General features: G+C 67.1%; 10 protein-coding genes. 8 read left to right on the plus strand and 2 right to left on the minus strand.

What is annotated here, in order from left to right; all coding sequences use genetic code 11:
• Positions 1–127: 127 nt before the first annotated feature.
• Positions 128–355 (plus strand): hypothetical protein, encoded by a 228-nt coding sequence (locus ASG62_RS17920; RefSeq protein ID WP_056696835.1) that lies wholly within the window; start codon positions 128–130, stop codon positions 353–355.
• Between the two features lie 15 nt (positions 356–370).
• Here the strand turns inward: ASG62_RS17920 and ASG62_RS17925 are convergent, their stop codons facing one another.
• Positions 371–688, minus strand: a complete 318-nt coding sequence (locus ASG62_RS17925; protein WP_056696837.1) for a hypothetical protein — start codon at positions 686–688, stop codon at positions 371–373.
• A 407-nt stretch (positions 689–1,095) separates the two neighbouring features.
• On the opposite strand from ASG62_RS17925, the gene ASG62_RS17930 reads away from it, so the two are divergent.
• From ASG62_RS17930 to ASG62_RS17955, 6 genes are all read left to right on the plus strand, one after another.
• Positions 1,096–1,407: a type II toxin-antitoxin system HigB family toxin gene (locus ASG62_RS17930; protein ID WP_056696839.1), complete on the plus strand. Its 312-nt coding sequence runs from the start codon at positions 1,096–1,098 to the stop codon at positions 1,405–1,407.
• Positions 1,398–2,582: an ImmA/IrrE family metallo-endopeptidase gene (locus ASG62_RS27940; RefSeq protein ID WP_056696841.1), complete on the plus strand. Its 1,185-nt coding sequence runs from the start codon at positions 1,398–1,400 to the stop codon at positions 2,580–2,582. The genes ASG62_RS17930 and ASG62_RS27940 overlap by 10 nt, the downstream gene beginning before the upstream one ends.
• A 244-nt stretch (positions 2,583–2,826) precedes the next feature.
• On the plus strand, positions 2,827–3,555 hold the full coding sequence (locus tag ASG62_RS17940) for a hypothetical protein (protein WP_156382231.1): 729 nt from the start codon (positions 2,827–2,829) through the stop codon (positions 3,553–3,555).
• Positions 3,552–4,805: a helix-turn-helix domain-containing protein gene (locus ASG62_RS17945; RefSeq protein WP_156382232.1), complete on the plus strand. Its 1,254-nt coding sequence runs from the start codon at positions 3,552–3,554 to the stop codon at positions 4,803–4,805. Before ASG62_RS17940 ends, ASG62_RS17945 begins: the two co-directional genes overlap by 4 nt.
• Positions 4,806–5,435: 630 nt before the next feature.
• On the plus strand, positions 5,436–6,071 hold the full coding sequence (locus tag ASG62_RS17950; RefSeq protein WP_056696849.1) for a transglutaminase-like cysteine peptidase: 636 nt from the start codon (positions 5,436–5,438) through the stop codon (positions 6,069–6,071).
• A gap of 486 nt (positions 6,072–6,557) precedes the next feature.
• Positions 6,558–8,594 (plus strand): diguanylate cyclase, encoded by a 2,037-nt coding sequence (locus ASG62_RS17955; protein WP_056696851.1) that lies wholly within the window; start codon positions 6,558–6,560, stop codon positions 8,592–8,594.
• On the opposite strand, the gene ASG62_RS17960 is transcribed toward ASG62_RS17955, so the two are convergent.
• Positions 8,578–10,458: a glycosyltransferase family 2 protein gene (locus ASG62_RS17960; RefSeq protein WP_162246029.1), complete on the minus strand. Its 1,881-nt coding sequence runs from the start codon at positions 10,456–10,458 to the stop codon at positions 8,578–8,580. The two genes, ASG62_RS17955 and ASG62_RS17960, sit on opposite strands and share 17 nt — an antisense overlap.
• Before the next feature lie 239 nt (positions 10,459–10,697).
• Here ASG62_RS17960 and ASG62_RS17965 point away from each other — a divergent pair, with 239 nt between their 5' ends.
• Positions 10,698–11,516, plus strand: a complete 819-nt coding sequence (locus tag ASG62_RS17965) for a transporter substrate-binding domain-containing protein (protein ID WP_244487644.1) — start codon at positions 10,698–10,700, stop codon at positions 11,514–11,516.
• Positions 11,517–11,546: the final 30 nt, after the last annotated feature.

Genomic DNA, 11,546 nt, shown 5'->3' on the forward strand with positions numbered 1-11,546 from the left:
TCGCTACTCGTTACGACCGCCGCACCATCCACTTCAAAGGCTTCGTCCACTTGGCCGGCGCCATGCTCTGGTTGGGCTGAATGTCGATCCGGCCTAGGCCGTCGCCGCACCGATCGTCGGTTGGTTCGTGGGCCGGCTGGCGGGCCTTGACGCTTCCGGGGCGAGGGCGATCTCGTTCAGCTCAGCCACGCGCAACTCCCTCGTCGTGCTGCCGCTGGCCTTCGCCGTTCCCGGCGCCGTACCTCTCCTGCCGGCGGTGATCGTCGCCCAGACGGTCGTCGAGCTGGTTGCCTCGCTCGCCTACATGCGGGTCATGCCGAGAATGAGCAGGATCGAGGTAGCCGCGGCCGCATGAGATCGTAATGCCGCGTCAGCGGAGGTCCGGGGCGCTCCAGCCCTTCGCCTCGTCGACCCAGACCTTCTGGCTCCGCTTGTCGTAGATGCAGAGCATCTTGCCCTTGGCGCCCTTGAGGGCCTTCTGGGGGAAGACGCCGGTGACCAGCGTCGCCACCTTGTTCAACGTGTCGTCGAAGAGCACCAGCTCGGACACGTGCGCGTGCTTCAAGCCGCTTGCCGCGGCGCACTTCTCGGCCACCGCCAGGTTCAAGCGTGCCCAGGCGTCGTCGGAGGACGCCTGTGCGGCGGAGGTGGCCAGCAGGAGCGGAAGGACGATCGGCAAGTGGCGCATCGATGGGTTCTCCGGAGGCGGTTGGCACGTCCGTCGCTCGGACCACGGCTTGCGGGAGCTTCTGCGGGACCCCGGTGTCGATCATGTGGCGGCAAGTCCTATGACGCGCCGAGCGTCGGCCAACTTCGAACCGTGGCGAAGCGCAAGACGGGGCGGGAACCCCGATTGCCCGGCGCGCGACCGATAGGTGAGCCGTCTCTGCCTTTTCACCTGACAGCGTGGGTGCAAGCGGGGGTTTACCCGTGTTCCCCGATCGGGCACCGTTCCTGCGTCATCCGAGTCATCGACGCGTGACATGGCCGATCCGACCCGCGCGGAAGCCGTCGCTTCGTTCGGTCAAATGACGGAACATTGTTCCCTGGACGGGAATTCCTAAGTTGTGCCTTGTGAGGGAACTCTGTAACGATATGCGTGTCCTCTCCAAGCAGACGTTGAAGAAGTTCTGGGAGTCGGAACCGAGGCACCTCGTCGCTAAGGGTCCTCTGGAATCGTGGCACGAGGAAGCGAAGGCCGCGAAGTGGAAGCATCCGAACGACCTGAAGTCGACCTACCGGAACGCGAGCGTCCTCAAGAACGGGCGGATCGTCTTCAACATCAAAGGCAACGACTACCGCCTCGTCGTCAGCATCAACTACGTGATCAGCAATGTGTACGTATGTTGGGTCGGGACGCACGAGGACTACGACAAGATCGACGCGGAGACCGTCCGATGCACGTGAAGCCCATCAAGTCGGAAAGCGACTACGAGACCGCGCTCGCCCGCGTCGGCGACCTGATGGCCGCGGAGCCGGGTACGCCCGAGTTCGACGAACTCGAGGTCCTCTCGACGCTCGTCGAGGTGTGGGAGGACAAGCACCATGCCATCGCGCATCCCGACCCGATCGACGCCATCGCGTTCCGGATGGATCAGGCTGGCTTGGTCCAGCGCGACCTCGTGCCGTTCATCGGGAGCGCCAGCAAGGTGTCCGAGGTTATGAACCGGAAGCGGCCCCTGACGCTCGCGATGATCAAGGCGCTGCATGCCGGGCTCGGCATTCCCGCCGAGGTGCTCCTACGCGAGCCGGAAGCGAAGGACGGGGTCGATGCGTCGCGTTGGCCGTGGACCGACATCGTGCGCCGTGGTTGGATCCCGGGGTTTTGCGGGACCGCCAAGGAAGCGCGCGCTCGCGCCAACGAGCTTGCGGGTTCCCTCATACCGCCGGCTTCGGCAGGTTGCCTCCAGCCGGCCCTCTACAGGAGGACCATCCGCGCCAAGGGTGTGACGGACGAGCACGCCGTGGCGGCCTGGACGTCCCGCATCGTGTCGCTTGCCTGCGACGAGACATTGCCGGGACGCTACGTACCCGGGTCGGTCGACGAGGGCTTCGTGGCTGGGCTGGTCCGGTTGAGCTTCCTCGACGAGGGGCCGCGTCTCGCTCGTGAGTATCTCGGCAAGAACGGCATCCACCTCGTCGTCGAGAGGCACCTGCCGAAGACGAGGATCGACGGTGCGGCGACCAAGCTGCCCGACGGCTCGCCCGTCATTGGCATGTCGCTCCGCCACGACCGCCTCGACAATTTCTGGTTCTGCCTGGCCCACGAGCTGGCGCACGTTGGTCTGCACCTCGATGGCGAGGCGGCGGGCGAGTGGTTCGTCGACGACCTCGACTCCGCAGGCGAGGGGAAGGAACGCGAGGCCGACGACTGGGCACGGGAAGCGCTGATTCCGGCGTCGGTCTGGTCCGAGGTCGTCGGCGACGTGCGGCGGGAGTCCGACGTGCGGAGCTGGGCGCGCAAGCTGTCGATCAGCCCGTCTATCATCGCCGGACGGATGCGGTTCGAACAGAGGAACTATAGGCTGATGACCGACCTCGTAGGACAGGGCGAGGTCCGTCGCCACTTCGGCATCGCATGAAGAAGGCGTGCCCGGGTAAAGAAGCTGGCGCCCGACGCGATGACAAAGGCTGTTGACGAGCCATCGTAAGTTCACTACTTGTTCACGGATGGTTCCGCACCTGATCCTCGACCGCCAGCAGACGCGCCTCCGGTGCCTCGCGGTCGCGTGCGCCGCCGTCGACTTCATATCCATACGCTGACGATCCGACCTCGATCAGGTTAGCGGACGCGTGGCCATGCCCGTCCGAATCGGAGCGGCGTGCATGCACCTTCCCCCTTCAGACCACTTCAAGACCGCTTCCAAGAGCGGAGGCAGACAGGTCGCCGCAGAAGCGGTGTCTGCCTTCGGCCCGGTCCAGACGATGCGCTGCGTCGGCCTTCCACGCTTTCGTACGCAGATCGTGCGGGACGCAGCCTGCCTTCTCGACGTCGATCCCAGCGTCACCTCCTGGACCTGCTCCCCGACCCCGCTGTTCGACGGCGAACTCGCGTTCCAGCCGGACTTCGAGATCGTCGGCGAGACGGCGGTTGAGCTCGGCACCGTCGACGATGGCGCCGAGGGGATCCCCGACTGGGTCCGTGCGGCGGCTGCCGCGAAGGGCATGCCGCTCCGGATCATCGCGCCGCCCGACCTCGAGTGTATCCGTCTGGAGAACGCGCGCGAACTACTCAGGTATGCCGCTTGGCGGGTGACGCTGTCTGACCGCGTGCGGCTTCTCGCGGCGCTGGACACCGAGGGCAGCCTGACCCTCGCCGAGGCGATGACCGCGATCCGGAACTCCAACGATCCCATAGGCGCCATCGCGGCGCTGGCGCTGCGCCGCACCCGATGGGTCACCTCTTCGGATGGCTCGCCACGGTGGCGCGCTCTCGGGACACCCCGCTCGCGCGCGACCTCGTCGCGGCGATGGAGGAAATCGCATGCCGCGGCGGTCGCCGCCGCATGTGGGGACGCAGCAAGGCCCCGCCGCTTGTCAAGGACGGGACGATGACGCTGACCGAGTTCGCCTCGGCTCTCGGGATCGGGACGCGTGCGGTCAGGCGCATCCCGGTCCTCGACGACGTCCTGCCACGCGGCCGGGGCGGTTCGTCGCGCCTCTACTTCTCGCCCGACGATCTCGCTGTCGCCAAGGACGCCATCGACACGGCGATGACCGCCGTGGAGGCACGCACGGCGCTCGGACTGCGGGTCGTCGACCTCCCGAAGCTCGAGGCGGCCAGGTTGGTCCGCTGCGTGCCCCACCGCCTGTGGCCGCTGAACTCCAAGGCTTACCTGCGCGCGGACGTCGACGCGTTGCTCGAACGGATCGACGCGTTCGAGGTCACCGACGTCCCGTCCGTCGGCTTCGAGAGGATGGTGACCGCGATGCGGGTCACGAGCGGCGCGTTGGCATGCCGCGTCATGGCCGGGGAAGTCCGGCCGTTGGGGGTCGGCGGCCGGGGCCGCGGTTTCCGAAGCCTTCGGTTCGACGCGGCCGAAGCCGGCGTGGCCGCGACGGAGCCGGGCAAGAGCGTCACCGACGCCGCGGTGAGGCTTGGGGTTTCGCCACCCACCGTTCGCATGCTCGTCGAGACGGGCCGCCTGGACGTTATCGGCCGGGGCATCTGGCGGGGCGGCATCTGCCCGGCCTCCCTCGAGTCCTTCGCCGACGCGCACGTCTCGACCGAGCACCTCGTGGTCCCGCTGGGCTGCCATCCGCGTGGCGTGGCCAGCCGCCTCGCTGCCATGGGCGTCCAGGTCCTGAAGGTCGGACGGGACTCGATCGGCCTCGTGACTAAGGCTGACGCCGCGCGGGTTCTCCTGCACCGCAAGGATGCCGCGCCCGCTTCCTCGACCGTGGACGAACCGAAGATCGAGGGCCTCCCCAAGGTCCGTCGCTGGCGCCCTGCAAGGATCGGCTTCGGCGGCGAGGGCATCGTCTACGTCGCCACCACCAAGCGCGTCACGGCGACGTTGACGCTGAGAAGGAAGACCGAACTGGCCGTCGACTGCTCGCGGGCGTCCGGCGGCCGTCGCTTCCGCATCGCGGGACTCGTCGGGGACAGTCTGGCTGTACGCCTGCCTGGCTTCCGGATGGAAAGAGGTGCCGAAGGGCGCTGCGTGCTCTGGGCGACCCTGGACTCGACGGGCGACGACGGGGAAGGACTGGCGGCACGCAACCAGTGGATCGAGGCTCGCCTCAACGACCTGGCCGACGTCTTCACCCTCATCGACGCAGAGGAGCGGTTGCTGAAGGCCTAGACTTGCGGCAACTCGTCACACAATCTCAGCAGCCTCATCAAGCGTCGAGACATGATCGTCCTCCACGGTTGACGCGCGCGAGGTGCAACGCTCGAGTTCGCGTTCAAAAAACAGACGCAGCGGGCCCGGCTGGGCAGACGTGCCTGGACGAACTAGACTGACCTCGCGACTCGGGCGAAACCGAGAGTCTGTCGGGCTTTGAGCAGTGAATCCCAAAGCCGTGTCGTCAGGTCCGCCTGAATCCCAAACGGCTGTCGTCTGTCCCAAGCCTCCATGTCGTTAGAGGATGCGAGGGCTCGATCTGGCAGGGCTCTGGCAGGACCATGAATCCCAGAGGGTCTGTCGTCCGCCAAAAACTATCACTTCATTGATCTTTTGCCGGACCGGATGCCTCTTGCCGTTCGGCGAGCGTGCGGTCCTTTGGCCGAGCGGCCTGCCGTTATCCGACGCGGCCGACGGCGTTCGAGGGCAGTCCGATACGATCGCTCAAGGGACGCAAGAGCGGCTGATGATCTGTCGGAGGACTTAAATTTGACGCGGTGCGGTAGGAAACAGGGTCTGCGGGGTTGAGCCGGGCTCTAGATGCACCAGAGTTAGACACCGCGCCGAAATGGTGCGGGAGGGACGGGATTGATCTTTTTGAGAACGCTGCCGGTCCTGGCGCTCCTTCTCGCTTCCTGCTCCGTTGCGCCCGTTCTCGATCTGACGCCCCGGAAGGTGCTGGCGCCGGCGTCCAAGGCGACGCGGGTGGCGGTGCGCGGGAACGCGGTCGTCAAGCCGCAGAGCCTCGTCGAAGGGCCGCTGCTGAAGGCGCCAAGCGGCTTTCTCTTCTTCTGTTCGCGAAATCCCGGGGACTGCGAGGGCGGCTCGAGCCAAGACGTCGCCTGGGATGCGCCCATGCAGCAGCAGGTTCGCGTGGTGAACGCATCGGTGAACCGCAGCATCCGGCCGCAGGGCGACGCGTTCGAGGAGTGGAGCGTCGGCGTGGAGGCAGGCGACTGCGAGGACTACGTGCTGACGAAGAGGCGACAGCTCATCGGCGCGGGACTGCCGTCGTCCTCGCTGCGAATCGCTGTCGCGACGACGGCGAAGGGCGAGATGCACGCGGTTCTGGTCGTGAAGACGTCGAGCGGCGACTTCGTTCTCGACAATCGCAACGATCGCGTTCTGCAGCCGCGGGAAACCGATCTCGACTGGATCATGATCGCCTCCGCCGAAGATCCCCAGATATGGCACAAGGTCGAGCAAGAGACCGTCAGCCTCTAGGCGGCGAGGGCCGTCGAGGTCGCGCGATATCCGATCTGCAAGATCGGCGACGCAACGAGTCGCGAAAAGCGCCGTCGCGTCGGCCCCATCCGAACTTCAGGTGGGGCTCTTAGATCGTTATCTCCCTATTTGGATGAGAAGCGCAGCAATCGCCGTGACGACCGCGTGATCTTCGAAATTCTGGACCTCAACCTGATTATTCGTTTGTCTTGCAGGAAACTTTCGACGTTTTCCTTATGGCTTGCCAGCGGAAGCAAAGGACAATGAGAGGCGAGCCGCTGAGCGACGTTGCGGTGCCGGCTGTGGAATTTTTCTACCTTCGGCTTGAAACTGCATAGGTTTCGCCAGTCTTCATTGCGTAATCTTTCTAAACGGCATGCCGGGGAACGGCCGTTTTCGAAAGACGTGGCGGCGCACTGAGCGATTTATAAAGACATTCCGTCCTATGTCCTTGTCGTCGACAAGACGACGCGACGGGGGCGCTTGATGCCGTTCGTGAAGAACCTCGGAATCAGGGCCAGGCTCGTGGTGCTCACGGCGGCGTCCGTTGCGCCGCTCATGCTCCTTCTCGCTGCCGGAATCGCCTATTCCTACGGGGACGCTCTCGACCGCGCCAAGCTCGACGTTCGCAAGACGGCCGAAATCGCCGCTGCCCGATTGTCCGATACGTTCCAGGATGCGCGGGGGCGGCTCGACATCATCCGCAACCTCGTCGAAGTCAGGCGCAGCAGCGGTCCGAGCTGCGATGCGTTCATGACGTCGCTGCAGAAAGCCAATCCCCAGTTCGTCAGCCTCGGCCTTGCCGACCGCGAGCGCGGCACGATCTGCCGCGGACAGCTCGGCGGGTCCTATCGGCTGGAGGATCGATCGCGGATCGCCGAGGTCCTGGCGATGGGGCCCGACGGCTTTGCGGCCGGCACCTACGAGGAGGGCATCGCGGCCGGCATGACGACGGTCCTCGTCGTCATGCCGATGGCGCCGGTGGGCGGACGGGCCACCGGCGTCATCTTCGCCGCGATCAGCCTCGATCATCTGATGCAATCGGTGCGCGAGCTATCCTCCGGTCACGATCGTTCGGTGGTGCTTCTGGAGGCTTCGACGGGGCGCGTCCTTGTGCGCCGGCCGAACGAGGTTCTGTTCGGAACCGCCATGCCGGACCATCCGATACTGCCGTTCCTGCGCACCCACCGAGACGGCGGTGTCGCGGAACTTGACGACGATGACGGAACGCCGCGGATCTTCGGCGCGGCGCCCTTGCCGGATACCGGTTCGTCGGGTCTGACGCTGCTGGTTGGCGCGTCGCGCGCGGCGACCATCGCCGCCGTGAACCTGCGCAGCCTCATCGCGGTGTTTCTCTCGCTCCTCGTTCTCGGCCTCGTCATCGCCGCCATATCCTGGCTCGGCACGGAAATGCTGGTCCGGCCGATCCGGCGTCTCGTCCAGATGGCCTCTCGCATCGGCGCCGGCGAGTTCGAGGCGCGCACGCAGATCGAGGGCTGGCAGGCGCCGGAGTTCCGCGAACTTGCCTCCACGCTCGACATCACGGCCGTGCGCCTGGAAGAGGGTCGAAGGGCCGAGGCGGCGGTCGCGGCGAGCGAAAGCCGATACCGCCTTCTGGCCGAGAACACGGCCGACATGATCACCTGCGTCAGTGCCGACGGTCGGCGAACCTTCGTCTCCGGCGCCAGCGTCGAGCTGCTCGGCCTGCGCCCGGAGGAGCTGCTGGGCGAGAAGGCGATGGATCTGTCCCATCCCGACGATGCCGAACAGATCCGCTCGATGGCGGCGCGGCTTCGGGCCGGCGGGGTGCGCGATGCGCTCCGCTACCGGGTCCGCCACCGGGATGGCCGCTATGTCTGGATCGAGGCCACCGGCCGGCGGATCGAGGGCAGCGACGAGCTGGTCTTCGCCATTCGCGACGCATCGCACCGCAAGGCCATGGAAGATCATCTGGAAGCGGCAAACCGGCGGCTCGCGACCCTTGCCGCCACGGACGACCTGACCGGCCTGCCCAACCGCCGGACCTTCAACGACAGATTGGCGAACGAGATCGCCCGATGCGTGCGAAGCGGCGCGCCGATCAGCCTCGTTCTGGTCGATGTCGATCGCTTCAAGGCCTTCAACGACGGCTATGGCCATCAGGCCGGCGACGTCTGCCTGCAGAACGTGGCGACGGCGCTGGGAGCGGAGGTCGGCCGCGCCGGCGATCTCGTGGCCCGCTACGGCGGCGAGGAGTTCGTCGCCGTCCTCCCGGCGGCGACGATCGACGGGGCGCGGGCCCGCGCGGAAGCCATGCGGCAGAGGGTTCGCAATCTCGGTATCGACCATGCCGGCAGCGAGCATGGGCGCGTAACGATCAGCATCGGCGTCGCGAGCCTCTCCGATGCCGGGATCGAGGATGCCACATCCGTTCTTCTGCGGCAGGCGGATCAGGCGCTCTATGCGGCGAAGGCCGGCGGGCGGGATGCCGTCGTGGTCTTCGCGGATGCCGCACCCGATCTCGGCATCAGGCAAATCGCCTGACGGACAGAAGAGCCGCGTCATTCTCCGCCGTCTTTCGATCGTCCTCCTCGTCCTCCGCGATGAAGCGCCGGACGTGGGGCGTCTTCGCCCAGTGATGGGGGCGGCGGTAGAGTTCGACGAAGGCGCAGGCCGCGCTGAAACTGACGAGCAGCCAATAGGGATAGAGCCAGAGAAGCTCTCGCAGGAGGCGGCGCCTGTCCGGCCCCTCGACGGTCGCGAGCGCCAGAAGCACGGCGGCTAGCACGCCTCCGAGGACGTTGACGAGATCGAGCAGCATCAGCGCGCCCGTCCAGGCATCTGGCGGGTGGCCGCTGGCGAGCAGGCCGATGGCCCAGCCGAGAAGGACGAGAAACAGCGGGTGGGCGATCGCGGAGACGATCATGCCGATGAAGAGGATCTGAAAGGCCGCAAACCCCCGGAGGCCGAGATCGCGCCCGAGCGCGGCGGGGTCGCGCATGTGGACGAGATAGGTCTGGAGCCAGCCCTTCATCCAGCGCGTGCGCTGGGCGTGCCAGACGCGCCAGCGGGTCGGCGCGTCTTCCAGCGTCTCGCTCGCCAGCGTGCCGACGCGATATCCATGACGGCTGAGGCGCATGCCGAGATCGGCGTCCTCGGTGACGTTGTGGCTGTCCCAGCCGCCGACCGCGAGAAGATGCCGACGCCTGAAATGATTCGACGTGCCGCCCAGCGGCAGCGGCAGGTTCCGGCGGGCCAGCCACGGCAGGAAGCCCCGGAAGAGCGCGGCATATTCCAGGGCGAAGAGGCCGGACAGGCGGCTTTCCCGGCCGTTCGCGATGGTGAGTTCGGCCTGAAGGCAGGCGAGCCGGTCGTCGCCGGCGGAAAAGGCGCGCCAGGCCGCTTCCAGCTGGCCCGGGTCCGGCCGGTCTTCGGCATCGTAGAGGACCACGAACTCGCCGCTCGCAAGGGGCAGCGCGAAGTTCAGCGCCTTCGGCTTGGTCCGCGGATGCGAGACGGGGACGATGACGATCTCGAAGCCCGGCTCGCCGGCAATAGCGGCGCGCACGGCGGCGATCGTTCCGGGATCGTCCGCCTCGCAGACGAGGAAGACCTCGAGCCGGGAGCGCGGCCATCTTAGCGCGGTCAGGGCGCCCACGAGTTCGCGCACGACCTCCTCCTCGCCGCGAAGGGCGACGAGAACGCTGTAGAGTGGCCGTACCCCCGCCATCGGGGCATCGATGACCGCCGTCCCGGGCCGAGCCGAGAGGCCGGCCGCGAGCCGAAGACCGGAGGGCGCCAGGAAGACGAGTGCTGAGACGACGTGAAGGACGAAGAGGCAGAGCAGCGGCGAGGTATGGGCGAAGAGGGCAAATCCGATCGCCAGGGCTGCCAGGACCGCGCCCTGCGTGCCCGTCATCACCTGCCGGGCGGAAAGGTCGGGCGCATCCGCCGAAAGGCTGAGCCGGGCCTTCGAGGCGCGTTCCGCCACCGTTTCCATCGCCGTGCTGCGCCGGATCTCGCTCGGCGTCGTCAGCCGCATCCGCGCCCGCGCCGCCGGGCTGCGGTCGAGGACGCGCGCCAGCGTCTCGAGATCGTCCAGGCTCGGCGCCACGTAGATCCTCGGCTCCAGGCCGGGGCCGAGCGTCCGGCGGATGTTGGACGGGGGCGGGCCGCCCGGCGCATCGATCCGGGCCTCCTCGTCGGGAATGCGGGCGGCGAAGGCGAGCCCGAGCGCGGCTGCCATGGCCGCCGTCAGGGCCTCCTCCGTCGCGTCCTTGCGGGCGATCAGCTCCCGCCCGATATCGGTGCCGTTCGCTTCGGCGGCCAGCGCCGCGTCGCCGAGCGCCGCGGCGCTGAGGCCGATGCTTCGCAGGACCTGCCCCGCCAGCGGCCAGCCGGCTCGCACCTCGGCGCTTTCAACGGCGCGTGAAACATGAGAAGCCTCGGCCATCGCGACGGATGCGCCGATCGAGGGGTATCCCATGGCGTTGGGTGCGTCACGCATGGCGCGGAAGGGTCGAGATGTCGGCCAAAGCTTCACCGGAGCAGAGAGTGCATCAGTCTCCCGCAGACATCCTCAGCGAGCGCCGGGTCGCGGGAAACAAACCCCAGGCGGCATTTTCGGCGGCTCTTCTCCTGTTGATTGTGGTGTTCGCATCGATGCTGGGATGGGCGGATCGTGCCGTCGCGCAGGACGTGTCGACGCCGAACTTCTGGGACCAGCGCCAGCGGTCGACCAAGCCGGTTATCGAGCCGCGCGAGCGCATCCGGTTCCTCACGAGCACGGACTATCCGCCTTTCAACTTCCTCGACGCGCGGGGGCGGCTCGGCGGCTTCAACGTCGATCTGGCGCGCGCCATCTGCGAGGAGCTCGATCTCGTCGATCGCTGCCAGATCGAGGCACGGCCTTTCGCCGAACTCGTGCCGCTTCTGGAAAAGGGCGAGGCCGAGGCGGTGATCGCGGGCGTCGCGATCACGCCGGAGAGCCGGCGTCGGCTGGCCTTCACCGAGAGCTATCTGCGCTATCCCGCCCGTTTCGTCACCCGCAAGGCGGCGCCCCTGGCGGAGCCGATAGGACAGGCGCTTGCCGGACGGGCGGTCGGCACGGTCGAGGGCAGCGCCCACGCGGCCATGCTCGACGCCTTCTTCCCCGGCATACGGCGCGTCGGCTTCGGCGACCGTGCCAAGGCGCTTTCGGCGCTGAAGAGCGGCGCGGTCGACACCGTCTTCGGCGACGGGATCGATCTGTCCTTCTGGTTGGAAAGCGAGGCGGCCGACGGTTGCTGCGCTTTCTCGGGCGGGCCCTACCTCTCCGACCGCTTCCTCGGCGAGGGGCTTTCCATCGCGCTCGCCCGCAAGGACGCCGATCTGGCAAAGGCCTTCGACTACGCGATCGGGCAGGTCGTCGCCAAGGGGACGTTCTCGGAACTGCTGCTGCGCTATTTTCCCGTCAGCGCCTTCTGAACGCCCGAACGGCCGGGCGGTTTGTTGACG

Source organism: Aureimonas sp. Leaf427 (assembly GCF_001425485.1).
Classification (GTDB): Bacteria; Pseudomonadota; Alphaproteobacteria; order Rhizobiales; family Rhizobiaceae; genus Plantimonas.

What these genes read in the sequence shown, in the direction of transcription:
- ASG62_RS17925 (WP_056696837.1), bottom strand. Translation starts at nt 688, where the DNA reads ATGCGCCACTTGCCGATCGTCCTTCCGCTCCTGCTGGCCACCTCCGCC.
- ASG62_RS17930 (WP_056696839.1), top strand. Translation starts at nt 1,096, where the DNA reads ATGCGTGTCCTCTCCAAGCAGACGTTGAAGAAGTTCTGGGAGTCGGAA.
- ASG62_RS27940 (WP_056696841.1), top strand. Translation starts at nt 1,398, where the DNA reads ATGCACGTGAAGCCCATCAAGTCGGAAAGCGACTACGAGACCGCGCTC.
- ASG62_RS17940 (WP_156382231.1), top strand. Translation starts at nt 2,827, where the DNA reads ATGCACCTTCCCCCTTCAGACCACTTCAAGACCGCTTCCAAGAGCGGA.
- ASG62_RS17945 (WP_156382232.1), top strand. Translation starts at nt 3,552, where the DNA reads ATGACGCTGACCGAGTTCGCCTCGGCTCTCGGGATCGGGACGCGTGCG.
- ASG62_RS17955 (WP_056696851.1), top strand. Translation starts at nt 6,558, where the DNA reads ATGCCGTTCGTGAAGAACCTCGGAATCAGGGCCAGGCTCGTGGTGCTC.